Below are 24,595 nucleotides of genomic sequence, written 5' to 3'. Positions count from 1 at the left end.
TAAGCGAAGCCGGAACCTGAGTAAATGAATGCTCCTTACAGAATTTGGCTTAATTAAAATTTCACGCAGAAGTAAATATAATCGCCACCGGCCCCTTCGTTTAGGTCACCTTCTATCCTTGTCCAGCCTGTGGGTGGCTGAATTGTGCTACTGTTGCCGTAAAGCACCCCTACTTCCCTCACATAAGGTGCGGTAGTATTATAATTGTCTCTATATTGGTAAGCATAAATATATTTACCACTGGCACCGTCATTCAGATCTGGGCAATGAAACCCCAAAGCATCTTTCACCTCAATTGGCGGGGAGATTTCAGGATTTGGCCACATGCCTGCCGGGCCTATGCTCTGGGCAACAACCTCAATATTTCTTACAAAAGCCGTCCTGCCTATTCTGTCATCATTCACCCAAGCGCCTGGATTTGTATCTGACCCCTGAACTGCATCAAGCTCTCGGGTAAAGCACAGATAGATATACTGCCCGCCTGCTCCTCTGTTAAGGTCTACAGGAATTTTAGAGTAGCCCGGCAAATCATCTGTACCAACAGAAGAAGAACTGCCTTTTATAATTTTAAGATCTCGGATGTAGTTATTTGGATTTGTATAGTATTGGTTAGGATAAGTATACCCTGTACCATCAGATTTGACAAATGTTGAGGTTACGGTGGGCGGTATATACCCACCTCCTCCACCAGTGTCTTCTTCCGGGAGATCGTAGGTTCCTATCTTTCCTCCGGCTGCATCTTGCTTGTAGCGGGTAGGTCTTTGACTACCATCATCATAGCCTGTTACCTGTACATTTTTACTAACGTATTGCCCGGTTTTATCGGTTCTATACTTATCATCCTTGGCTTCTTTCTCAGAGGTACCTTTTACTTGCTGTGTCTGTTTAGAACGTAGTGCGGTTATTTCAGGGTTAATTAAATCTGTAGCTGTCTCGCAACTCCAAAACATCAAACTAAAGGAAACAAACAATAGAAACAGCCGCTTTATGGCAGCCCTACTTAACAAAGGTGTTTGGTAAATGTTTTTTTTTATAAAATTAATTATTAAAGGTTTGAATAATATTTTCTATCTAATTTATTATGGTCTTGCAGATTCTACTTTCAAGCCCTGGGAATTTTTATAATGGTATGGTATGATATAATTATTATTAAAATTTACTAAAAACGCCTTTCATCAGGCTTAGGCGTCTAAACTTAGTAGGTAACCCAATTCTCTCCTCTCTACTACTTTCTTGTAAAATAAATGTAGACCTATTCTTTGACTATACTTAGGAAACTCTTCACACCTGAGCAACTATAATGTTTTTTATAATTACTTAAATAAATTAAAGACAAAGAGTGGAAAAATTGGGCTCAATCCATGTAGGAATTAAAGATGCACATTAAAAAGAATTTAAACATGCCCCATGTATAACAAGCCCTTCTTGTTTATTTTGTCACTAAACAGAATGCATTAGATGGCAAAGGGGAAATAGTTATTGGCTGGAGGCGGCGTAAAATGAACCAGGACCGCTAAAAAAGGAAAACCTGTTTTAAGCCCGTTTTTCGGAAAACAGGCTTAAAACAGGCAACGCCCTTAGTTACCCCCACCGCACCGGCACCCCCAGCTTGCGGGCCGAATATCCTGCCGCTGAGGCATGCAATCGGGGCAGCATCTCATTCAGGTCGTCCTCAAATTCCACGTGCAGGTCTTCCTGCATTTTCTGTAGTTTCTGCAACGCCTCCTCGGCACGCTTGGCCAGAAAAAGGGCGAGGGCTTCATTGGCCCCGGAAAGTAGCTGTATCATTTCACCTTGGTGCCGGAGAACCTCTTTTACCAACAGAAGCAGCAGGCTAGTTTCGCCGTACACATCATGGGTTACTTTGGCGTGGGCACTGAACAGCGGGCACAGTTGCCGCAGAGAGATAAGCAACTCTGATGCGTTGTAGTAAAATCCTTTGGCGGTAGCACGCACTTGCTCCCTCAACACTTCGCGGCGGTCTTCCAGGGCATCAGGGCCTTCCAGTAATTCAAACCGCAGTTGCTCCTGCAGCAGTTGGTTAGACCCCAGCAACTGGAGCAGCAGCTTGTCTTTGCGGGCCGATGGAAGGGCCAGCAGGGCTTTTTTCAATTCTTTATCTAAAGCAGGCATAGGTTCTTTTCTCTGGTTACCGAACAACCAACCGCAAGGTTCTATTCCCGCAAGGGCGCCGTTATTTTCCTTTCGGGCAAAAATAAGCCTGGCAAATCACCTCTACTTTCGCTCTGCCACGCAATTGGCTAACCCAAAGCGGCCAAAACTGCGTAAACAGCCGCAAACGTATACAGCAGAACGCTCCTGCCGTCTATCCTACTTCCTGTTTTAAGGCCGATTTTTGAAAAACAGGCCTGAAACAGAGAAAGGAAAATCACATACTATCTACCCTATGAAACAATCTTTACCCCTCTGGGTAATCCTGCTTATTTTCTGCTTTTGCACGCTTTCCCCGGCGTCTAGCCGGGCACAACTTCCGGCCTTGCCCGCAGCTTCTCCTTCTTACACGGTGTTGTTGGCCGGCCGCTGGTCACCGGGCCAGAATACGGCTGTTCCCCTGCCCTTGCTGCAGGCGCAGCTTAGCCAGGCCGGCGAGAAAAGCGCGGTGGTCTTTATTGGCAACCCATTTCAGCCGGCGTCTTTGCCCGGCGTGTCTGCTACTAACAGAAAAGAACTGGAAACCCAACTGCAGACGCAACTCCAGTACCTGCAAGGTTACTCCGGCAAGATCATTCTTATGCCCGGCGAGCATGATGCCAAAGGCCGCGTGGTGCCCGAGGTCAGAAATCAGGAACGCTACATCTCCCAATACCTGAAAAACGAGAAGCTGTTTCTCCCGGAAAACCATTGCCCTGGCCCCACTGAGGTTTCGCTCACTGATGACGTGCACCTGCTTTTATTAGACACCCAGTGGCTGATCCCTAACCGCCGCATGGATGAGGAAGAGGAGCAGCGCGGGTGCCCCACCACCGGCGGTACAGCTACGTTGGCGGCCCTTGATGACATTCTGCGCAGTAACGAAGACAAGAACCTGCTGGTGGTCATGAGCGTGTCACCGGAAATGAAGAACCTGGAGCACAGGCTCATGCAGCGGCAGCTGGCCCAGATGTATTCCCAGCACCCAGGCATCGTTCACGCTGAAGGCAATGGCGCCGCCCTGAGCCATCGCCTGAAAGACAGCGTTCATTACGTGACTACCGGCCTGGGTTTCTCAAAAGTGAAGCCCCCTAAAAATACGTCACCGCTTTTCTCTCAGGAGAACCCTGGCTTTGCCAAACTGCTCTATTTCCCCAACGGTGAAACCTGGCTGGAAATCTGGACTGCCGCAGACACGCAAAGTCAGCAAGGGCAAGTAGCCTACCGGGCCCTGCTTTCGCGCAAGCCTACCCTGGCCCAGGTAACCGAGCAGGTAAAGAACATGAACCTCAGCTTTGCCGGGCAAACCGCGTCACTGCCGGCCAGCCAGGTCTACAAAGCAAGCGGGTTTAGAGAATGGCTCCTGGGCGCCAACTACCGGCAAGAATGGCAGACCCCGGTAAAACTTCCTGTCTTTGATATTGGTACCCAGAACGGAGGCCTTAAAGTAGTACAGCGCGGTGGCGGTTTCCAGACGGTATCTCTGCGCCTGGAAGACAGCACCGGGCGCCAGTACGTGCTGCGCTCCGTAGAGAAATACCCAGATGACGCCCTGCCCCGCATTCTTCGCCAGACCATTGCCGCCGATGTAGTAAAGGACCAGATCTCGGCCTCACACCCGTATGGCGCATTGGTGGTGCCCACCTTATCTGACGCCACGGGCGTGTACCACACCAACCCCAAATATTTTATCATTCCAGATGACCCGCGGTTTGGCCGCTACCTGAAAGGCTTTGCCAACACCATTGGCCTGTTTGAGGAACGCGCCGATGAGGACATGTCTGACCTGGCCAGTTTTGGCAATTCCAAAAACGTGGTGGGTTCAGAGAAAGTGCTGGAGAATCTGCAGGAAGACCAAAATGACCAGGTAGACCAGCTCAGCGTGCTGCGGGCCCGCCTCCTGGATTTCTTCATTGCCGACTGGGACCGCCACGATGACCAATGGCGCTGGGGTGAGTATGAGAAGGAAGGCAAGGGCAAACTCTACAAAGCCATCCCCAGAGACCGTGACCAGGCGTTTTTTGTGAACCAGGGCGTGATCCCCAACATTGCCAGCCGGCGCTGGATTCTGCCCAAGGTGCAGGGGTTTGACGAGAGCCTGCGTGACATCAAAGGGTTCAACTTCAATAACCGCTACTTTGACCGCTACTTTCTCACGGGCCTGGACCGCAGCCAGTGGCTGGCCATGGCAGACTCTGTGCGCATGGGCCTGACTGATGAAGCCATTGAGGAGGCGGTGCGGCAACTTCCGCCGGAGATCCAGGCCATTTCAGGGGCAAGACTGGCCAATACCCTTAAAGCCCGCCGTGCCTTCCTCAAACGGGACGCCGAAGACTACTATGAATTCTTGGCCCAGAAAGTAGACGTGGTTGGCACAGATCAGGCCGAGCGGTTTGAGGTGCAGCGTGAACCGGGCGGCGCCACCCTAGTAACCATGTTCAAGAAAAACGGCAATCCGGCCCAACCGCTTTACCGCCGCCGCTTCTTGCCAGAAGACACCCGCGAAATCAGGCTCTATGGTTTGGGTGGCGAGGACGAGTTTACGGTAACAGGCCAAGCCTCAGACGGGATCAGGTTACGCATTATTGGCGGCGAGGGAGCAGACAAAATCACAGACAACTCTAGTGTAGAGGGGCTGCGCCGCCTCACCTATGTGTATGACACCCCAGAGGGCAACCAACTGACGTTAGGGTCTGAGGCCCGTAATTTCACGCGTCTAAAGCCCACGCCCACCTATGACCGCAAGAGTTTCAAATACAATTACCTGGGGCCATTGGGGTCTTTTGAGTATAACCGTGATGACGGCATCCTTCTTGGCGCAGGGGTACTTTTGAGAACGCAGGGTTTCCACAAGAACCCGTATGGCATGGAGCAGCGCCTGGTGGGTAGCTATGCCTTTAACACGAAGTCCTTTTTGGTTGACTATTCTGCCCATTTCCCGCAACTGCGGTTAGGCCTTGACCTGAAGCTGGATGTGAACTTTAAAAGCCCTGGCTACTCAGAGAACTTCTTTGGCCTGAGCAATGAGAGCGCCTTTAACCCAGACATAGACATAGATTATTACCGCTACCGCTCATCTCAGTTTTACACCAACGTGCTGGTAGGCAGAAAACTGGGCGAGCATGACAGCTTTTTTGCCGGACCGGTCTACCAAACCGTGAACATTGAGCGTACCCCGGGGCGGCTTTTGCCTTCCTTGCTGCAAACCTCAGACCGCCTGACGGGCTATTATGAGCCCAAGGCCTATGCCGGGGCCCGCTTGCAGTATGTGCTAGACTCCCGTGATTTGCCGGCCCTGCCTGCCAAAGGGGTGCTGTGGCGGGTAGGCGCAGACTTACTTAAGGGCACTAACCAACAGTCAAAAGACGTGGCGCGCATAAATTCAGAGTTCTCGCTGTACCAGACCGTCAGGATTCCTTTCAAGCTCACGTTGGCTACCCGCTTTGGTGCCGGCCACACGTTTGGCGATGACTTTGAGTTCTTCCAGGCCCAGACCCTGGACGGCCCCACCACCTTACGGGGCTACCGCCGCAACCGGTTCAGTGGCCAAACCATGGCCTATAACAACACAGAGGCCCGCCTGCGGTTGGTCAGCTTTACCACGTACCTGTTCCCGGCGTCTCTGGGCGTATTTGGGTTCCATGACATTGGCCGGGTGTGGGTAGACAACGAAGACTCCAACAAATGGCATAAAGGCTACGGCGGCGGCCTTTGGCTTTCCCCGCTTAACCAGATTGTCATATCAGTAGGCTACGCCAAATCTGCCGAAGACAATCTGTTGCTCCTTCGGGCCGGTTTCCAGTTTTAAACCTGGGCCTGAAGCAAAAAGAGAGGGCTGACCCATGGTGGGTCAGCCCTCTCTTTTTGTGCTCTTTTCAGAAAAACAGCCTTAGAATAGGTTAGTTCAGGAAAATGGAAAACAACTCAAACCGGTTAGAGGAAAAGCTCCAGTGCGACGGGGATGGATGAATTTCTTCGCCCTCCTCATCAATAATGGTCACAGCCATTCCTTCTTCCTGGTTAAGCGGTTCTGTGAAATGTTTCACCGTGTATACATGCCCTTCCTTGATCCATTCCTCTGGTTCAAAATTAGGCAAGGTAGCGTCAATGCACTTGGCATACACGTTCATATAGCTGGGTGGATAGATCAAATTTACCATGTCTTCTTAACTATAAACAGGTGAGAAAAATTCCGGCGGCCCCACAGTCACCTCTTCTGTAGTTGCAAAAACCTCGCCAAGTTCAGGTGGGCCATTCCGGGAAAGTTAAGACTAGTTTACGCAACGTATTTGAATTTTCCAAAGGCCCCCAAGAAATTAATAAAGGCAAGGGCACCCTCTTGCTGTTCCGCCCGTACAACCAAAAACCGGCTCAGCCGAGTTTCAACCAGTTTTTATCTCTTAACCAATATAGAACATGGAAAAGAATAATAAGTTTGACGAGAATGAAAAATTGCCCCGGGGCAAAGAATCCGCCAAAGACATGAAGCAAACCCCGGAAGAGCCGGGAGCCGGAGCCAAAGGTAACGCCAGCGCCCAGCAGGGAGGCCAGCAGCCCGGCAACAGCCAGGGCGGCAAAGGCGGCAAGTCTACTGACAAAGACAAGAATTCCCGCCATGACACAGATAATGAGATGAGTATTTTTGGACGTCTAGACAGCTAAGTACCGGCCAAAGATGCAAGAGCAACTAAGCAATGTCCTTAGGCAAAAGCAGGAGTCCTGCTTTTCGGTGGCACCAGGTGTCATGGGCATGGAGATCGTCTTTGTAAACCTATTCTTTGTGGAGAACCCAGACCGGTCCTGGGTATTGATTGACGCCGGGCTTTACGGCTCCGCCGATAGAATACGCCGGGCCGCCGAGGAACGATTTGGCAAAGACAACCCTCCCAAGGCGATCCTTTTAACGCATGGGCACTTTGACCACGTGGGCGCCCTGCAGACGCTGGCAGACATCTGGCAGGTACCGGTTTTTGCGCACCCCCTGGAACTTCCTTACCTCACGGGCCGCTCTAACTACCCGCCCCCAGATTCCAGCGTAGGCGGTGGTGGCATGGCCTACCTGTCATTCATGTACCCCAAAAAGCCCATTACCTTCAAGGGCCGGCTGGAACTGTTGCCTTCAGACGGGTCGGTGCCGTTTTTACCAGAATGGAAATGGCTGGAAACTCCGGGCCACGCCCCGGGCCACGTGTCCTTCTTCAGGGAGCAGGACCGGGTCTTGATTGCCGGTGACGCCTTTGTGACCCGCAAACCAGAGTCTGCGCTGGCCGTGCTCACCCAGAAACAGGAAGTTTGCGGACCTCCCGCCTATTTCACCCCAGACTGGAACGCCGCCCGCACCTCGGTGCAGAAGCTGGCTGAGTTGCATCCTTTGATAGCAGCTACCGGCCATGGCTTGCCTATGCGGGGCCAGGAACTGAAACAAGGTCTGGAAGAGCTGGCGCGTCTATTTGATCAACTGGCTATTCCCAGCAAAGGGCGTTACGTAACAGAGCCCGCTATCACCGACCGCAATGGCATTGTGCAGTTGCCCCCGCCCGTGAACAACACCGTTCCTAAGGTACTGGCTACCGCAGGCCTGGTGGCGCTGGCGGGTCTGGCTACTTATGCCTTGACCAAGCAGGGTAAAAGCAAGACCAATGCCCGGGTCAAAAGAACCTGGCCCGGCTCTGTCAGCAGCCCTGCTAACCGATATGCCTCTGGCGCTTCTGACAAGGAAAGTCCGCTCCCCAGCCAAGACTATAATGACATGGTCACCAATCATTATCCGTGATTAACAGTGTAAATTCCAAAAGAGAAGGGCCCGCTTTTTAAAGCGGGCCCTTCTCTTTTGGAATTTACTTTACGGCATAACTGCCTGGCTTCTTAGATCCCTATGGCTTTGCGTTTAAGGGCTGCAAATTCCTCTTCCGTGATGGTACCTTGCTCCAGCATTTGGCGTAGCCGCTCAATGGTGGCAATATCATCTTGTATGGGGCTTCCGCCTAGTCCTTGCCCCGAGGTAGTGGTCTGATGCTGGGTCTCCCGAGTGGAATGATGGTCGTGGTGGCGGCTTCTGTTGCGGTAGAACCTATTTTCATCAAAATGATCCCGGGTATAGAAATCGGCGGCAGGGGCAGCCAAGGGAGTTGCCGAGGAGGAGACATAGTTTTCATTCGGGCTGGTGATGGCATGCATGACCCGGTATTCATACTCGGCGTCTACCGTGCCTCCTTTGTAAAACGGAAACCTGGAAAGCGCATTCTGGTCCATGGCCACAAATACCTGGTCACTGTCATCATCTAATTGGGCGGCCCCTATGGGCAGTAGAATGTGGCGGGCATCTGTGTCGGGCAACACCCGGTTTTTGTCCACATCCACATCCAGGTACCGCACCTTCATCAGCTCACGGTCCACAATCAGGTCATCTACCTGGCCAATGCGCTGTCCGTCTGAGCCAATCACTTCCCATCCTCTCACGTCCAGGTTGTCATTGGCTACTTTAAAGTCTTTGAGATCATGCAGGGCAATAAGCCTTGCCATTGAATCATGTGTATGGTGTGCCATGGTTTTAGATTAAAGGATGAAACAAATCAGGTGGTCAGGAAATAGGGGACTACCGGAACAACCATTCCCGTGGTAGGTGCGCCGGTAGTGTCTGGGTCACCATCCTGCACTTCAAAAACATATTTATACAGCAACCACCCTATTACTAATAAGATGAGTAACACCACAATCCACCCCCAACCGGAGCGCTTTTTAGGTTCAATGTTGATTTCAGCCATAGTTTTAGTTGTTAGGTACAGGTGCAGCCCAGCTGCCTTCTAGCGTACGAAGCTTTTCAAGAGAGGTTTATAGTCAGGGTTTACAAGGTTAGGAGCCGGAGTCTTTTCATGCAACTGGGACAATGTCATACTCCTTTTGCCTATTTGTTAGTGTTGGCTTGCGATGTAGATTGAATTCTTCTCACGGTGGCATTACTCGCCGTTGGTGGTGTTATTAAGGGCCAACGACTAAGACAGCCTATCCCTTAGGCATAACTGGTGCACGCGTTTCCGCCTGTTGCTGGCGTGGTCTCGGTCCTCGCCTTAAGCCCTTATGCTGTATTGTTTCATCTCATCCCTCCGAGCGCTCACGGCCGCGGGGCCCCGTCTTTCCCCCTCGCACTGCCCTTGCGGCCGGGTTGCAGTCTGCCCTTAGAAAGCCCCTGCAGGGCCACAAGCGAGGCGCTCGAAGTAAAGACTGGAACTGGGAAATGCGTGGAGGATATTTGGAGAGATGCGTTTTGGGCTGTTGGCGTTTTAAGCATGTTTTTGAGGAAACAGGCTCAAAACACACTACTGCCTCAAAATACCCAATACCTTTTATAAAACGCAGACTCCCCCCTTGAGGGGGGGGCGAAGGGGGGTGTTTACACAGTAGAGCACGTTTTTCTGATTCAACTTTCGCCCTCTTCCTCGTCCCCCTTTGAAGGGGGTAGGGGGATGACGTTCTTCTGCAGATTAACTCTGGACTCAGAACTCAAGCCTCAGAACTCAGCCCTGCTGTTTCAGGCCCAAACCAGCTTACTGCCTTTCTATCAGTTCCGGGTGGTTGGTCATGACGCCGTCGGCGCCCATTTGGAAGAGGCGTTGGATGTTCTTGGGTTTGTCTTCGGTCCAGATGAAGGTTTTGAAGCCCTGGTTGTGGAGGGACTTGATGAATGCTTTGGAGGCGAAATAGCGGTGCACGTTAATGGCGGCTACCTCTGAGTAACGGTCAAAGCTGCCAAACTTGAGTTCGTGGTCAATGAAGATGGGTAGAAACGGAATCTTCCCGATGATGAGCTTGTGGGTGGGAATAACGAAATCAGCTTTCCAGATGCGCTCCAGAATGGGGTCATAGAAAGACTGCAGCACGCACCACTCTTCGGCCCGGTTATCTCTTATGAGCTGGAGGGTCTTTTCCTCCAGGCCTTCATAGTAGTCTTCTTCGCCCTTTTTAAGCTCTATGAGCAGTTTCTTTTTGCCTTTTACGGCCCGCAGCACTTGGCCCAGGGTGGGAATGCGCTCCCCGGCGAAGGAAGAATCATGTTTAATGCCGGCGTCCAGGGCTTTCAATTCCTTTAGGGTCAGGTCCCCTACCCGGCCGGCGCCGGTGGTGGTACGGTCTACGGTGGCATCATGAATCACCACTACTTCACCGTCTTTGCTCAGGTGAATGTCTATCTCAATTAAATCGGCGGAGGTTTCCAGGGCCTTTTTCACGGCGGCCAGCGTATTTTCCGGGGCCAGCCCTGAGGCGCCCCTATGGGCGATCACCGTTACCTGGCGGGCCTGCTTTTTATAGAGAATGACTTTATCTGGGGTGCCGGAAGAACCGCAGGCAGATAGGAACAGGAGCAGGAACGGCAGGGCCGCCTGCCGCCACCAAGGGTGCATCCAACGTAAGCTTTCGCGCATAACAAGGCTAGTCCAAATAGGGGCTTCAGCGTTGAAAGATACTATAGTTTTCGGATTCACCCAACGGTTGCCGGCACCGGCCCGCCAATTATAAAATGCTTACCTGGCGGGTAATGCTCTCTTCCAGGGAAATAAAGGTTTCAGTGCGCTCCACCCCTTCAATGGCCTGGATTTTTTCGTTCAGGACCTCGCGCAGGTGCAGGGTGTCACGGCAGATGATTTTGGCAAACATGCTCCATTGCCCGGTGGTATAGTGCATTTCCACAATCTCAGGCACCTGACGCATTTTAGTGACCGCCGTTTGGTAGGCAGAGCCTTTCTCCAGGTAAATGCCAATAAAGGCGCAGATATCATACCCCACCGCATTAGGATTTATAAACAGGTGCGATCCTTTGATCACGCCCAAATCCTCCAGCTTCTTCATACGCACGTGTACGGTACCCCCAGAAACTTGTAGTTCTTTCGCTATGTCAGTGTAGGCTCTGGTAGCATCTTGCATGAGCATGGAAAGAATTCTTCTATCAAGATTATCAATTTCTGAAATTTGGGCCATTCTATAGATCAACTTTTAGCAATTCAACAACAAAGATTACCTCTTATTAAAGATGTGTAAAGATACAAAAAATATGTTTACGAATTTTTCAATTTAATTAAATAATTACTTATAAGTTGTTAATAAAATTAAAACAATGTTACCATATTTTCAATTTACATCTTCTTATGGTGCCTGCCAGTTGCCTAAAAGTACCTTTCAGGCTCTTTTTGCTACAGGAATACCCTTTTTATTGCCATAAATGTATTAAAAGGAAGGCAGGAACCTATAAAGATTCATACTAATGTCCGTTTGGCCACCAATGTAAGAAGAACTCTTCAGGAAAAAGTAAGCCAAACCAGAATTCCCCTTTGCCAGAATCACTATTCGCTTTGGGAATGCAAGTAGCTCTCCTAGAGCCCGCATCCTTAAAAGACGAAGGTTTAACGGTCAACCCAGTATGAGCATCTTTTCAACAAAAAAATCGTTTTTGTGCCGTTTTCTTAAAAACAATGCCGAAACGCTTTTCATTTCAGCAGATACTACCCGATATTGGGACGCCAATCGTAAATGAGAGGCATCCCGTTTCCAGTTTCTGTGACAGGCCTTTACAGCCACCCCATGTAAACCTTTTCTTCCATGAGCACGCACAAGCATTTCATCATTGATTTTGACAGTACGTTCACCAAGGTAGAAGCCCTTGACGAGCTTTGCGCCATCTGTATTCCAGACCCCATCCGCCGGCAGAAAACCCTCACTGAAATACAGCGCATCACAGACCTGGGCATGGAGGGCGAGATACCGCTGGTAGACTCACTGGACCAGCGCCTGGCCTTACTGCACGCTAACCAAAGCCATATAGATTCTTTAATAGAGCACCTCAAGAGCCAGATTTCAGAGTCTTTCAAAAACAACCGCGCCTTCTTTGAAGCCTTCAAAGACGATATCTATATTATCTCCAACGGGTTTAAAGAATTCATCGTGCCCATTGTGCAGGAACTGGGCGTAAAACCCGAAAACGTCTTCGCCAATAGCTTCACCTTTGATGAGACCGGCAACATCATCGGGTTTGACCGCGCCAACCCCCTTACCCAGAACCAAGGCAAGGCCAAGCAGATCAAGGCCCTGAACCTGCCCGGCGAAGTCTACGTGATAGGCGATGGCTATACTGACTATGAGATAAAGGAAGCCGGCATTGCCGATAAGTTCTATGCCTTCACCGAGAACGTGAGCCGCGACAGCGTGGTAGACAAAGCCGACCACGTCACCCCTAGTCTGGACGAGTTCCTGTACGTGAACAAACTGCCCAGCGCACTATCCTACCCCAAGAACCGCATTAAAGTGCTGGTACTGGAAGGCATTCATGAGCAGGCCGTTAACATGTTCAAAGCAGAAGGCTACCAGGTAGAGTTTATGGCCGGCGCCCTGGAGGAGGAAGAACTCTGCGAAAAACTGCATGACGTTTCCATCCTGTGCATCAGGTCTAAAACCCACGTGACCGCCAAGGCCCTGGAACACGCGCCAAGATTGATGGCGGTGGGCGCCTTCTGCATTGGCACCAACCAGATAGACCTGGCCAAATGCACCGAGCGCGGCATTGTGGTGTTCAACGCCCCGTACAGCAACACCCGTAGCGTGGTAGAAATGGCCATTGGCGAGATCATCATGCTTTCCCGCGGGCTGGTAGAGAAAAGCAACCGCATGCACCAAGGAGACTGGGACAAATCTGCCAAAGGATCTAATGAGATACGCGGCAAGAAACTGGGCATCATTGGTTACGGCAACATCGGCTCGCAATTGTCTGTCTTAGCCGAGAGCCTGGGCATGGAAGTCTATTTCTATGACGTGGTAGACAAGCTGGCCCTAGGCAACGCCAAAGTGTGTCATTCCTTGGCTGAACTATTGTCTCTGGCTGATATTGTGACCCTACACGTAGACGGCCGCGCTTCTAATAAAAACATCATCGGACCCAAGGAATTTGAATTGATGAAACCGGGCGTGTTATTCCTGAACCTGGCCCGCGGCCACGTAGTGGATATTGAAGCCCTGGCCCAGAACATCAAGAGCGGCAAGATACGGGGCTGTGCGGTAGACGTGTTTCCGTATGAACCCAAAAACAACCAGGAGAAGTTTGAATCAGCGCTCCGCGGATTGCCCAACACCTTGCTGAGTCCGCACGTGGGGGGCAGCACCGAGGAAGCCCAGGAAAACATTGCCCAGTACGTGCCCTCCAAGATGATTGACTACGTGAACACCGGCGGCTCTTACAACAGCGTGAACTTCCCTAACCTGCAGTTACCGGCCTTGGGTAACGCGCACCGCCTCATTCACATTCACCGCAACGTGCCGGGTATTCTGGCCAAAATCAACAACGTGCTGGCGGAGAGCAACATCAACATTCTGGGCCAGTACCTGAAAACCAACGAGACCATTGGCTACGTGATCACTGACGTTGATACCCAGTATGACCGCTCCGTGATCAAGAAGCTCAAACACATCCCAGACACTATCAAGTCGCGGGCCTTGTATTAGTAGTTATCGGTTGATAGTTGTCAGTTGATAGCCTTCAGTGGTTGCCCACTTGTCGTCCTGAAGGGGCCTTGTGGGCAAGCTGCAATAGCGCTTACTCTTCTGCTTTCCTAGTTGTGGCAAAAGGTCCTTTCAGGATGACAAAGTGAGAAGGTTACAGCATAAGGGGAATATCCTCTTTCGCAGGAATGAGGATATTTTTCTTTCGGTTATCCGAAGCATTAAGCAAACCTGTTTTGGGCCTGTTTTTCTAAAAACAGGCCCAAAACAGGTTTTTGCAATAGCACATCAGCACATTAAAAAAATTAGCACATTACCACCATGGTTTACTTCACCCCCGGCCCGGCCCAGCTTTACCCCACCGTGGCAAGCCACCTGCAGACAGCCTTAGACAAACAGATCTTTTCGCAATCGCATAGAAGTCAGGCGTTCAAAGATTTGTATAAGCGGGCCGATGTGGCTTTGCGGGCGCTGTTTGGGCTACCCGATGATTATGCCATTTACTTTACGGGCTCGGCTACGGAAATCTGGGAACGAAGCCTCCAGAGCCTCACGGCCCAGAACACCTTTCACCTGGTCAACGGCTCCTTCTCCAAGAAGTACCTGGACCACGCCAAATGGTTGGGACGCAACGCCCAGGTAACTGAAGTACCGTTCGGGCAAGGCTTCTTTGCTCAGGACTTACAAATACCCGCGGGCACTGAGCTGCTGGCCGTCACCCAGAACGAGACCAGTTCTGGGGTGTGTATGCCGGCAGCTGCCCTGAACACGCTCAAGCAGGCATTCCCAGAGCCTTTGCTGTCCGTGGACATGGTGTCTGGGGCTCCGTATGCGGCCATTGATTTTTCTAAAATAGACATGGCGTTCTTCTCGGTGCAGAAAGGCTTCGGCTTGCCGGCAGGTCTGGGCGTGTGGTTGGTGAATAAGCGTTGCCGGCAGAAAGCCGCCACCCTGGAAGGCCAGCAATATACCGGCGGCCACTACAGCATAGCTTCTTTACAGGACCAATACCAGCAGTTCCAGACGCCCTGCACGCCCAACGTACTGGGTATTTACCTGCTCACGCACGTGGTGGAAGACATGCTGGCCAAAGGAGTAGACGTCATCAGGAAAGAGACTGACGCTAAGGCGCAGCAGCTGTATGGTTTTCTGGAAGAGAGTACCTTGTTTGCTCCCTTTGTGCAGGAACCCAGCCACCGGTCGCCTACCGTGGTAGTGGCCAATGTACTAGGCACGCCGGCCTCTGAGGTGATTACTACCCTGAAAACAAAGGGCTTAGTAGTAGGATCTGGCTATGGCGCCTTTAAAGACACGCAAATACGAATCGCTAATTTTCCTGCAATATCTGAAGAGGAAGTTGACCTTCTAGTAAAAGAGCTACGTTCTGTATAGAATTATTCCACTACTGCTTTTTCATTGTGTTTTAAAAATTCAAAAATTAATTTGAATTTTTAAAACACAATACCTATAATTGGGTATAACTACTTCCAACTATAACAAAACCGCAGTAACCTCATGAAAAAACTTTTACTTTCTTTAGTACTGTGTGCCTTTGCCTTATCTTTTGCTCCGGTAGCCATGGCTACGGCAGACGTAACTACCTCTGCCACAGAATTGCCGTTCTTCAAGAAGAACAAGAAAAGCGGTTCTAAAGCCCGGTACAGAAAAATCCAGAGAAACAAGAAAGGCTTCTCTTTGAAGAGCTTAATGGGTAGCCGTAACAAGAAACCTCTTTCCAGAGGATAATTTCTTCTTACCTCCTTACCTCTCACACCCAGGCAGACAGACAAACAACCCAATCTTGACGTTCGTCAAACAAAAAGGCCTCCTGAAATCAGGAGGCCTTTTTGTTTGACTATGATTTTTTGGGCCGCTCTTTGCGCCACATCTCATTGAAAGACTTAGGGGCAGCCTCCAGGGGTTCCCGCCGCACGCTCCAGGTGTCTTTCTGCACCTGGCGCAGCACGTAGTTTTTCACAGAGGCCGGCACCATGTTCAGGAGCCGGCGGTTGTGCATGCCCTTCGCCCAGAATTTAAAGGCCAGCTTCTCGTTTTTGTCTACCAGGCCTTCTTCCACACTTTGTTTCCGGTTCAAGAGGAGCAGATTATGCAGGTTGATCTTTACCGGGCACACGCTGGTACAGGCGCCACACAGCGAACTAGCGAAGCTCAGGTGCTTATTTTCCTCAAAGCCGGCCAGGTGCGGCGTGATCACAGAGCCAATGGGGCCGCTGTAGGTGGTTTCATAGGTATGGCCGCCAATATTCTTGTACACTGGGCACACGTTCAGGCAAGCGCCGCAGCGTATGCAGTTAAGGGCCTCGCGCTGCTCGGGTTGGGCCAGCAGGTTGGTACGGCCGTTGTCCAGCAAGATCACGTACATTTCCTCGGGGCCGTCTTTCTCGGTGGGTTGGCGCGGGCCGGTTAAAATGGTGTTGTAGATGGTCACGTTCTGCCCGGTGCCGCTGGTGCTGAGCAAAGGCCAGAACAAGTCCAGGTCTACCATGCTGGGGATGAGCTTCTCAATGCCTACAATGGCAATGTGGGTCTTGGGGAAGGTAGTAGAAAGCCGGGCATTGCCTTCGTTCTCTGTCACGGCCACCCCGCCGATATCCGCAATCAGGAAATTACCGCCGCTAATGCCTACTTCGGCTTGGGTGTATTTCTCACGCAGCAAGTTGCGGGCGGTGAGCACCAGTTGCTGGGCATCATCGGTGAGCGGAATGCCCAGTTTGGCGGTGAACAGCTCAGAGATGTCTTTCTTGGACATGTGCATGGCCGGGGTCACAATGTGGTAGGGGCGCTGGCCCGCTAACTGCACAATGTATTCGCCCAGATCGGTCTCTACGGTTTCAATGCCATTCTTCTCCAGAAAGTCGTTGAGATGGATTTCCTCAGTGCTCATGGACTTAGACTTCACCACCGACTTAGCCCGCTTGCGTTTCATGATGGTGCCAATCTCCCGCAGGGCTTCCTCGGCGTTCTGGGCCCAGATCACCTTCCCGCCGCGCTTGGTGAAGTTGTTCTCAAACTCCACCAAGTACTTGTCCAGGTTATTGATGGTCTGGGTTTTGAGGAAAGAGGCCCGTTCCCGCGCCAGTTCATGGTGCTGGTAGGCCATCATGCCGTTCTGCACGGCCGCGTTGTATTTGCCTATGTTGAAACGTATTTTCCTGCGGTGCTCCAGGTCAAACGCCTTGGTCTCTGAGTCCAGCAGAAACTGTTTTAGTTTAGTACCCAATGTCTTCTCCTCTGGTTCTTTAAGGGCGCAGGCAATCATCTACCCCGCCTGGTTCAATTCCGTTTTAAGCCTGTTTTTTGAAAAACGTGCCCAAAACAGTTACCACTTACAATATTAACGAGCTTCTACGCAAGAAAATACATTAGCAACAAAAAAGGAGAGGCGGGGCCTCTCCTTTTTTGTTGCTAATGTATTTTTAGTCCTGAGTTCTGAGTCTAGAGTCCTGAGTTAAATCGTTTTCAACTCAAGACTTAGAACTCTAGACTCAGAACTCCAAAAAATAAGCTCCGCTTATTTTTTGTTACTGTCTACTTTGATGCGCTCAGTACGGTTGGCCAGGTCCCAGGCGGTGTAGAACACCAGGCGGGCTACTTTCTCAGCGGACTGGAAGTTGATTTTGTCTACATCATCAGTGGGCTGGTGGTAGTCTTCGTGCACGCCATTGAAATAGAAGGCAATAGGAATGTTGTGCTTGGCGAAGTTGTAGTGGTCTGAGCGGTAATAGAACCGGTTAGGATCATTGGGGTCATTGAAGGTGTAATCCAAGTCCAGGTTGGTGTATTTCTTGTTGGCGGCCTCAGAGATGGCATGCAGCTCTGAAGACAGCTTGTCTGACCCAATCACATAGATATAGTCGGGCTTGCCTTCGTGCTCTTTATCATGGCGCCCAATCATGTCAATGTTCAGGTCGGCCACGGTGTTTTCCAGCGGGAACACGGGGTGGTCTGTGTAGTACTCAGAACCTAAAAGGCCTTTCTCCTCGGCGGTCACGGTCAGGAACAGGATGCTGCGGCGCGGGCCGTGTCCGTTCTTTTTGGCTTGGGCAAACGCCTGGGCCAGTTCCATCACAGCCATAGTACCAGAACCGTCATCATTGGCGCCATTGTATACCACGCCGTTCTTGATGCCTTCATGGTCATAGTGTGAACTCACCACCAGCAACTGGTCTTTCAGGTCGGTGCCTTCAATGTAGCCTAGCACGTTCTCAGTGGGCAGAGGCTGCTTGTTACGGGAGGCTTTTATTTTAACGTTGGTAGCCACTTTGTACGGTGACGCCACAGCTTTACCGGCTTTCGCCACAGAGGCGCTGTAGTTGGCTAACTGCTCTGCCTTGGTGTTGAGCAATGCGGCTGCCATGGCCGGCGAAATAAAGAAACTAGCTGCCCGAGGTTGCGAAGGCGTAGCCCCAAACCCAATAGAGGGGCGGGAAAGCATACCCGCGTAGCGCGAGGTCAATTGCTTAAACTCCTCCTCATTAGACCCCATGATCACTAATACGCTCTTGGCTCCTTTTTTAGTAGCGGCAGCGGTTTTAGTGCGGGTGTCCTGAGACCAGGTGCTCATTTTATCAGTGCCACTGATCAGGTACTGCCCGGCGCTGTTCTTGGGCTCACCGGCCAGCACTACCACGGCTTTGCCAGCCACATCAAGATTGGTGTAGTCTGAGTACTTAGGGTCATCAATGCCATAGCCGCCAAATACCACGGCCACGGTTTCCTCATTCTGGTACGGCGAAGCGCCAGACACGAAGAAATCTTTCCCCATCACAAACTTTTTGGTGCCCACCGTTACGTGCCCATCGCCCCAGCTGCTTTTCTCCAGGTCAAAGGTTTGGTAATACGGGTTGGCGCCGCCTTTCACGGGACCAACCAGTCCATTGGCCTGAAAATGCTTGGAGATATAGTCAGCGGCCATTTTTTGCCCGCGCTCCCCGGTCTCACGGCCTTCCAAAGAATCAGAGGCCAATACCCGCAGGTATTTCTCCAGGTCGGCGGCGGTGATGGTATTGGCATAGGTGGTGGGGTCAGCGGCCAGGGCACCTGCGGCGGTGGCGGCTTTGGCACCGGCGGTACTAGTACCCGCGCTGCCCGAGGCACCAGGGGTTTGAGACGAAGAGCAAGCCGACAGGAAAGCGGCGGCCATGCCCAACGTGTACAAATGCTTTTTCATGAAAGGTTGTTTGTTGTAGTAGAATAAGACCTTAATGCTAACCAAATTTTGGCGAATGCGCAAGTAAAAGCCGTTTTGGGCCTGTTTTCTCAAAAACAGGCCCAAAACGGCTTTTACTTGCTAAATGGGTTACTTCCGGTAGATTAACACGGTGGCATACGCGGCCACTCCTTCTTTTTTGCCCACAAACCCTAATTGCTCGGTGGTGGTGGCCTTGATGGAAACGTCTTCCTCCGGAATCTCCATCACCTGGGCTAGGCAGCTTTTCATGGCGGGTATGTGCGGGTTTACCTTGGGCTCTTGCAGGCAGATGGTAGAGTCAATATTGCCCACCTCGTAGCCTTCGGCCCTGATCAGTTTCATGACATCGCGCAGCAGAATCTTGCTGTCTATGCCTTTGTACTGCGGGTCTTTGTCTGAGAAATGAAACCCGATATCTCTAAGGTTAGCGGCCCCCAGCAAGGCATCACAAATCACATGGGTCAGGACATCAGCGTCTGAGTGCCCCAGGGCGCCGTGCGTGTGCGGCACCTTGATGCCACCCAGCCAGAAATCCAGCCCTTCCTGTAATTGGTGCACGTCATAGCCGAAGCCGGTTCTTATGTTGAAAGACATGTATGTTAGATGTTAGTATTTAGATGTTGGATGTTGGATATAAAACTTAAAACGGGGTTATCCCAACATGCTGAGTAGCCCCTAAGATAAGTAACCAATTTTCAAATCCGCTTGAGTCATTAATGATTTCAACCTTGAAATCATTTTGAAAATTTAGATTTAAGTCGCCTGTTAGTGTGCGTCTATTTATCTGTTGCAGTTTAGAGGCACGGATGAGGTTCAGAATTTCACTTGTTAAATCCAAGGCAATTTCATGGCCGAAATTCAGGCCATGGTCCTTTGAAGTAAATCTGATTTTGCCTTCACTTAATATCCTCCAAAGGCAATCAACTTGCAGTATTACTTTATCTTCGAATTTAAAATTCCAGGCCTTAGATCCTTCATAGAATTCAAGGGAAGTGAGTTGCAAATTCCCAGTATAAAGGTCCTCTTCTTCCATAACTTATTTAGCCCTTGTTGGTGTTCTCACCAACAAGCAAGTTGGCGGTTAGTCTGAAGCTGTGCTTGACGGAAAGGTGAAAAACCTCAACCCTATTTTTTAAAGCCTTTGCCAATTGGACGGTCTTTCATTTGTTGGTGAGAACACCAACAAGGGCAGGGCACATACCTTTTGCGCAAGCAGCAGTAGCGTTTACCACATTGCTTTTCTAGTTCGCCCACAAGATCCTTTCAGGATGACAAAAGAGAGGAAAGAAGAGTACAGAGAAGTAGATTAGAGAAAGGCATTACCAATAATAAATCAACCCCCGAGCGTTCCTCTTTAAGTAGGCAGTTTCTGTTTCGGGCCTGTTTTCAGAAAAACAGGCCCGAAACAGAACTTACATTTCGTCCTGCACTTCTTCCAGTTCTTCCTGGGTTTCTTTGCTGGGAACCGCCCGGTAGATAAGCGTGGAGCAGTTCTCTGGTCTCAGGATTTCCTGCGCCTGTTGGTAGATATCCAGGGAGGTGACGGCCTGCACCAGGGCGCCTTCCTCGTTCACCAGGTTAGGGTTGTCCATGAGTTTTCCCACGGCCAAGTTCATGGCCCGGTTCAGGAGTTCAATCTCAGAGAAGACAATGGAAGTCTCGGCTTGGTTTTTCACCTTTTGTAGTTCCTCTTCAGAGATATGCTCCTGGCGCATTTTGGCTACAATGGCTTCCACGGCGGCATTGGCGGCCTGCGGGTCTACGCCCACGTTCAGTTTGCCCTGGATGACCAACAGCCCCGGCTCCATGGAACCGGTCACGAACGCCGAGATGGAGTTGAACAGTTTCTGCTCTTTCACCAGCTCGTTGTACAGCCTGGAGGAGTCGCCACGGCCCAGCACATCGCTTAAAAGATCAGCGGCGTAATAGTCTGGGCTGGTGCGGGCAGGCATGTGGTACGCTTTGTAGAGGGCGGTAAGTGGCACTTCGGCTTCTACTTCTAACAGTCTGGCCTGCGTCTGGCGTGTCTCTACAGGCAACTGGCGCTCATAGCGCATGCCCCCCGGTATGGGCCCAAACCATTTCTCGGTTAACTCTTTGGCGCGGTCAAACGTGATATTGCCGGCAACTACCAGAATAGCGTTGGCCGGTGAATAGTGCTTCTTGAAAAAGGCCCGCACGTCATCCATCACGGCATTCTCAATGTGGCTGATCTCTTTACCAATGGTGGCCCATTTATAAGGGTGCTCCTGGTAGGCCAACGGCCGAAGTTTGAGCCACACATCGCCGTACGGTTGGTTTAAATAATTCTGCTTGAATTCCTCTACCACCACCTTGCGCTGCACCTCCAGGCCGTTTTCACTGAACGCCAGGTTGAGCATACGGTCAGACTCCAGCCAGAAACCGGTCTCAATGTTTTGGGCGGGCACCGTTAGGTAATAGTTGGTGATGTCTGGAGAGGTGAAGGCGTTGTTTTCGCCGCCGGCCTGCTGCAGGGGTTCATCATAGCTGGGAATGTTCACCGAGCCGCTGAACATGAGGTGCTCAAACAAATGCGCGAAACCGGTGTGGGTTTCGGCTTCATCACGGGAGCCTACATTGTAGAGGACGTTCAAAACCGCCAGCGGCGTGGTAGGATCTTCGTGCACCAAACAGCGCAGGCCGTTCTCTAACGTGAATTCTTTGAATTGGATCATAGGAAACGTATTCTCTGGTTCTTGTGGAGAGATACGTATACGAAGGTACGCAAACCCGGCCTAATAATATAGGGCGGGTTTTTCTGCAAAAGAAAGTCACGGGTTTTGTGCTTGTCTGCGCAAAAGGGCACAATTTACTGGCCCTGCCAGCCAAAAGACCTAGATTGCGCCGGGCCAGGCAGACAAAAACCGTGACAGTAGCCGTTTTTACCTTAGTTTCCTTTAAACAGCCCTAAAACGCGAAAAGTAAAAATAACCGGCGCAATCCTTCCTACGCATGGGCGATTGCGCTAAATTTACGACTCGCCCCAACCGCGAAGACCATGAAATTTAACCGCAAAGAATACACCGACGACGACCTGCTGCACCTGTACCGCGGCATTCTCAAGCCCCGCATGATTGAGGAGAAAATGCTCATTCTGCTGCGCCAGGGCAAAGTAAGCAAGTGGTTCTCGGGCATCGGCCAGGAAGCCATCTCGGTAGGCTCAACCCTGGCCCTGGACCCAGATGAGTACATCCTGCCCCTGCACCGCAACCTGGGCGTGTTCACCTGCCGCGATATTCCGTTGGACCGCCTGTTTGCGCAGTTCCAGGGCAAGCGCACCGGCTTCACCAAGGGCCGCGACCGTTCCTTCCACTTCGGCACCAACGAACACCACATTGTGGGCATGATCTCGCACCTGGGCCCGCAACTGGCCGTGGCCGATGGTATTGCCTTAGCCGAGATGCTGGACAAGCGCGAGAAAGTGACCCTGGTGTACAGCGGTGACGGCGGCGCCAGCGAAGGCGATTTCCATGAGGCTTTGAACGTAGCCGCCGTGTGGGGTCTGCCGGTTATCTTCATCATAGAAAACAACGGCTACGGCCTTTCCACGCCCAGCAATGAGCAGTTCAAGTGCCAATATTTCATTGACAAAGGCCCCGCCTACGGCATTGATGCCCTGCAGATAGACGGCAACAACGTGCTGGAAGTCTATGACACCGTGCGCCAGGCGGCCTATAGCATCCGGAAGAACCCGCGGCCTATGCTTATTGAGGCCATGACCTTTAGGATGCGCGGCCACGAGGAGGCCTCAGGGACCAAATACGTGCCGCAGGAACTGTTTGAGCGCTGGAGCAAGAAAGACCCGGTAGAGAACTTTGAGAAATACCTCCTAGACGAGAAAGTACTTACGCCAAAGTCGTTGGCTGCCATACGCGAGGAGTTCAAGGAGGAAATTGAGCGCGGGCTGGAAATTGCCCATAACACGCCCATGCCTACCCCAGACGTGAAGGAAGAAATAGCCGACATGTACCAGCCGTTCATCCAGACAGAGATCAAACCCAAAGACACCAGCCGCACCGAACGCCGCTACGTAGACGCCATCTCTGACGGCCTGCGCCAGAGCCTGGAACGCTACCCAGAGCTGGTGATCATGGGACAGGACATTGCCGAATACGGCGGGGTATTCAAGGTGACCGAAGGCTTCGTGGAGAAGTTTGGCAAGGAACGCATCAGAAACACGCCTTTGTGCGAAAGCGCCATCCTGGGCATTGGCCTGGGTATGTCTATCAAGAAAAAGAAAGCGGTGGTGGAGATGCAGTTCGCAGATTTTGTGACCGCCGGCTTTAACCAGATTGTGAATAACCTGGCCAAGAGCCATTACCGCTGGGGCCAGAACGCCGATGTGGTGGTGCGCATGCCTACGGGCGCGGGCGCCGCTGCCGGTCCGTTCCACTCACAGAGCAACGAGGCCTGGTTCTTCCACACGCCCGGCCTCAAGATTGTGTACCCGTCTACGCCCTATGACGCCAAAGGCTTGTTAAATGCTTCCATTGAAGACCCTAACCCGGTCATGTTCTTTGAGCATAAACTGCTGTATCGCTCCATTGCGGAGCCCGTTCCGGATGATTACTATACCTTGGAAATCGGGCGTGCCCGCCTGGTACAGGAGGGCACAGATTTCTCCATCATCACCTACGGCATGGGCGTGCACTGGGCCAAGCAATTGCTGCAAACCATGCCAGACGTGAGCGCCGACATCCTGGACCTGCGCACCCTGCTGCCCTGGGACAAGGAGGCCGTGCGCGAGACCGTGCATAAAACCGGCCGCGTGATTGTGCTGCATGAAGACACGCTCACCGGTGGCATTGGCGCCGAGATTGCCGCCTGGATCTCTGAGAACTGCTTCACGCAGCTGGACGGTCCGGTGATACGCGTGGGCAGCCTGGACACGGCCATTCCGTTTGCGCCGCCGCTGGAGCAGGAGTTCCTGCCTATAAAACGCCTCCGCGAAAAAGTAGAAACCCTTTTAAGCTTTTAAGAAAAACCGTTGGATTCTCTTTTAGGCCTACTTTTCTAAAAACGGCCCCGAAACAGAATCCAACGGCCAATATTCATTAGTCCTCGTATACAGTTAGTTGAATTACCCATGATGAAGAAAAGGTTTGCGGTGGTGTTGGGGGTCTTGGCCATGAGCCTGGCCCTGGAAGGATGTAATCCCTCCAGAATTGCGTGCCCAGACGTGTCCGGGAAAAAGAAGTTCTCCTTTTTTGGCTTGTCCAAGAAAAGCGAACCCACTCCGGAAGACCAAGCCAATGAAGGCCGCGACCTGGGAGGCCGGGACATGAATTTCGACAAAAAGGGGTTACTCACTAAAAAGAAAACCTTCATTCCCACCCCCAAACGGAAAAGAAGTTTACTAGAAAGAGTAGGACTAAAATGAAACACGCTTTACCATCCTTTTTACTTACCGTAGTAATGGCCGTGGCTACCCTGGTTTCTTCGCCGGCCACCGCGCAAACAAATTACCTTAGCCGCAGCCAGCAGAAAAAAGAAGTCAAAAACAGCCTTAGAGACGCTAAGAAGGTGACCTCAGATTATGATGAATCACATCTTAACGTTAACGCGTACAACTTCCGCAACGGTGAGACCGGCCGCAAAATGAAAAAAGCGAAGAGAAGCGAGGAGATGCCCATCAATGAAGACGGCACCGCCATGGTGAAAACCAAATGGTTCTCTAAGAAGGGCGCGCCGGCCAGGGCCAGGAAAAACTAAATTTACCAGCAGACTTTT

21 protein-coding genes are annotated in these 24,595 nt (G+C 51.4%); 9 read left to right on the top strand and 12 right to left on the bottom strand.

Features of this window, described 5'->3' with window-relative positions; genetic code table 11:
* Nucleotides 1–53: 53 nt before the first annotated feature.
* Together ACYVJQ_RS19150 and ACYVJQ_RS19145 are read right to left on the bottom strand one after the other, a co-directional pair.
* Nucleotides 54–971, bottom strand: a complete 918-nt coding sequence (locus tag ACYVJQ_RS19150) for a hypothetical protein (RefSeq protein ID WP_460894728.1) — start codon at nucleotides 969–971, stop codon at nucleotides 54–56.
* 610 nt (nucleotides 972–1,581) lie between these two features.
* Complete coding sequence (locus tag ACYVJQ_RS19145; protein WP_460894727.1) at nucleotides 1,582–2,133, bottom strand: hypothetical protein; 552 nt, start codon at nucleotides 2,131–2,133, stop codon at nucleotides 1,582–1,584.
* Between the two features lie 274 nt (nucleotides 2,134–2,407).
* Between ACYVJQ_RS19145 and ACYVJQ_RS19140 the strand changes: the two genes are divergently transcribed.
* The gene (locus ACYVJQ_RS19140; protein WP_460894726.1) at nucleotides 2,408–5,959 is read left to right on the top strand and encodes a BamA/TamA family outer membrane protein; all 3,552 of its coding nucleotides are present in this window, start codon (nucleotides 2,408–2,410) and stop codon (nucleotides 5,957–5,959) included.
* Nucleotides 5,960–6,050: 91 nt separating this feature from the next.
* On the opposite strand, the gene ACYVJQ_RS19135 is transcribed toward ACYVJQ_RS19140, so the two are convergent.
* Complete coding sequence (locus ACYVJQ_RS19135) at nucleotides 6,051–6,311, bottom strand: hypothetical protein (RefSeq protein WP_048922374.1); 261 nt, start codon at nucleotides 6,309–6,311, stop codon at nucleotides 6,051–6,053.
* 256 nt (nucleotides 6,312–6,567) lie between these two features.
* Here ACYVJQ_RS19135 and ACYVJQ_RS19130 point away from each other — a divergent pair, with 256 nt between their 5' ends.
* The gene (locus ACYVJQ_RS19130) at nucleotides 6,568–6,813 is read left to right on the top strand and encodes a hypothetical protein (RefSeq protein ID WP_460894725.1); all 246 of its coding nucleotides are present in this window, start codon (nucleotides 6,568–6,570) and stop codon (nucleotides 6,811–6,813) included.
* Nucleotides 6,814–6,826: 13 nt separating this feature from the next.
* A complete protein-coding gene (locus tag ACYVJQ_RS19125; protein ID WP_460894724.1) occupies nucleotides 6,827–7,924 on the top strand; it encodes an MBL fold metallo-hydrolase in 1,098 nt (365 codons plus the stop codon).
* Between the two features lie 92 nt (nucleotides 7,925–8,016).
* Here ACYVJQ_RS19125 and ACYVJQ_RS19120 read toward each other — a convergent pair whose 3' ends face one another.
* The 4 genes from ACYVJQ_RS19120 to ACYVJQ_RS19105 all read right to left on the bottom strand — a co-directional run bounded on the left by ACYVJQ_RS19120 (nucleotide 8,017) and on the right by ACYVJQ_RS19105 (nucleotide 11,124).
* Nucleotides 8,017–8,697 (bottom strand): SHOCT domain-containing protein, encoded by a 681-nt coding sequence (locus tag ACYVJQ_RS19120; protein ID WP_460894723.1) that lies wholly within the window; start codon nucleotides 8,695–8,697, stop codon nucleotides 8,017–8,019.
* Between the two features lie 26 nt (nucleotides 8,698–8,723).
* Nucleotides 8,724–8,915: a hypothetical protein gene (locus tag ACYVJQ_RS19115; protein ID WP_460894722.1), complete on the bottom strand. Its 192-nt coding sequence runs from the start codon at nucleotides 8,913–8,915 to the stop codon at nucleotides 8,724–8,726.
* Nucleotides 8,916–9,695: 780 nt separating this feature from the next.
* Nucleotides 9,696–10,571 (bottom strand): glycerophosphodiester phosphodiesterase, encoded by an 876-nt coding sequence (locus ACYVJQ_RS19110; RefSeq protein WP_460894721.1) that lies wholly within the window; start codon nucleotides 10,569–10,571, stop codon nucleotides 9,696–9,698.
* A gap of 88 nt (nucleotides 10,572–10,659) precedes the next feature.
* A complete protein-coding gene (locus ACYVJQ_RS19105) occupies nucleotides 10,660–11,124 on the bottom strand; it encodes an Lrp/AsnC ligand binding domain-containing protein (RefSeq protein ID WP_460894720.1) in 465 nt (154 codons plus the stop codon).
* 618 nt (nucleotides 11,125–11,742) lie between these two features.
* On the opposite strand from ACYVJQ_RS19105, the gene serA reads away from it, so the two are divergent.
* From serA to ACYVJQ_RS19090, 3 genes are all read left to right on the top strand, one after another.
* Complete coding sequence (gene serA / locus ACYVJQ_RS19100) at nucleotides 11,743–13,635, top strand: phosphoglycerate dehydrogenase (RefSeq protein ID WP_460894719.1); 1,893 nt, start codon at nucleotides 11,743–11,745, stop codon at nucleotides 13,633–13,635.
* Between the two features lie 318 nt (nucleotides 13,636–13,953).
* Complete coding sequence (locus tag ACYVJQ_RS19095; RefSeq protein ID WP_460894718.1) at nucleotides 13,954–15,024, top strand: aminotransferase class V-fold PLP-dependent enzyme; 1,071 nt, start codon at nucleotides 13,954–13,956, stop codon at nucleotides 15,022–15,024.
* Nucleotides 15,025–15,147: 123 nt separating this feature from the next.
* Nucleotides 15,148–15,378 (top strand): hypothetical protein, encoded by a 231-nt coding sequence (locus tag ACYVJQ_RS19090; RefSeq protein WP_460894717.1) that lies wholly within the window; start codon nucleotides 15,148–15,150, stop codon nucleotides 15,376–15,378.
* Between the two features lie 109 nt (nucleotides 15,379–15,487).
* Here the strand turns inward: ACYVJQ_RS19090 and ACYVJQ_RS19085 are convergent, their stop codons facing one another.
* The 5 genes from ACYVJQ_RS19085 to ACYVJQ_RS19065 form a co-directional block, all read right to left on the bottom strand.
* Nucleotides 15,488–16,912 (bottom strand): LutB/LldF family L-lactate oxidation iron-sulfur protein, encoded by a 1,425-nt coding sequence (locus tag ACYVJQ_RS19085; RefSeq protein ID WP_460894716.1) that lies wholly within the window; start codon nucleotides 16,910–16,912, stop codon nucleotides 15,488–15,490.
* A 252-nt stretch (nucleotides 16,913–17,164) separates the two neighbouring features.
* A complete protein-coding gene (locus ACYVJQ_RS19080; protein ID WP_460894715.1) occupies nucleotides 17,165–18,823 on the bottom strand; it encodes a M28 family peptidase in 1,659 nt (552 codons plus the stop codon).
* A 129-nt stretch (nucleotides 18,824–18,952) separates the two neighbouring features.
* Nucleotides 18,953–19,438: a 2-C-methyl-D-erythritol 2,4-cyclodiphosphate synthase gene (gene ispF / locus ACYVJQ_RS19075; protein ID WP_460894714.1), complete on the bottom strand. Its 486-nt coding sequence runs from the start codon at nucleotides 19,436–19,438 to the stop codon at nucleotides 18,953–18,955.
* Between the two features lie 46 nt (nucleotides 19,439–19,484).
* Nucleotides 19,485–19,877 (bottom strand): hypothetical protein, encoded by a 393-nt coding sequence (locus tag ACYVJQ_RS19070; RefSeq protein WP_460894713.1) that lies wholly within the window; start codon nucleotides 19,875–19,877, stop codon nucleotides 19,485–19,487.
* Nucleotides 19,878–20,256: 379 nt separating this feature from the next.
* Entirely contained in the window at nucleotides 20,257–21,540 is a 1,284-nt protein-coding gene (locus ACYVJQ_RS19065) for a M16 family metallopeptidase (protein WP_460894712.1), read from the bottom strand.
* A 323-nt stretch (nucleotides 21,541–21,863) separates the two neighbouring features.
* On the opposite strand from ACYVJQ_RS19065, the gene ACYVJQ_RS19060 reads away from it, so the two are divergent.
* From ACYVJQ_RS19060 to ACYVJQ_RS19050, 3 genes are all read left to right on the top strand, one after another.
* A complete protein-coding gene (locus ACYVJQ_RS19060) occupies nucleotides 21,864–23,843 on the top strand; it encodes an alpha-ketoacid dehydrogenase subunit alpha/beta (RefSeq protein ID WP_460894711.1) in 1,980 nt (659 codons plus the stop codon).
* A 108-nt stretch (nucleotides 23,844–23,951) separates the two neighbouring features.
* On the top strand, nucleotides 23,952–24,245 hold the full coding sequence (locus ACYVJQ_RS19055; RefSeq protein ID WP_460894710.1) for a hypothetical protein: 294 nt from the start codon (nucleotides 23,952–23,954) through the stop codon (nucleotides 24,243–24,245).
* Nucleotides 24,242–24,577 (top strand): hypothetical protein, encoded by a 336-nt coding sequence (locus ACYVJQ_RS19050; protein WP_460894709.1) that lies wholly within the window; start codon nucleotides 24,242–24,244, stop codon nucleotides 24,575–24,577. The genes ACYVJQ_RS19055 and ACYVJQ_RS19050 overlap by 4 nt, the downstream gene beginning before the upstream one ends.
* Nucleotides 24,578–24,595: the final 18 nt, after the last annotated feature.

Source organism: Rufibacter soli (assembly GCF_054781795.1).
Note: the sequence above shows the minus strand (reverse complement) of the source record. Positions and strands in the feature narration are given on the sequence as shown.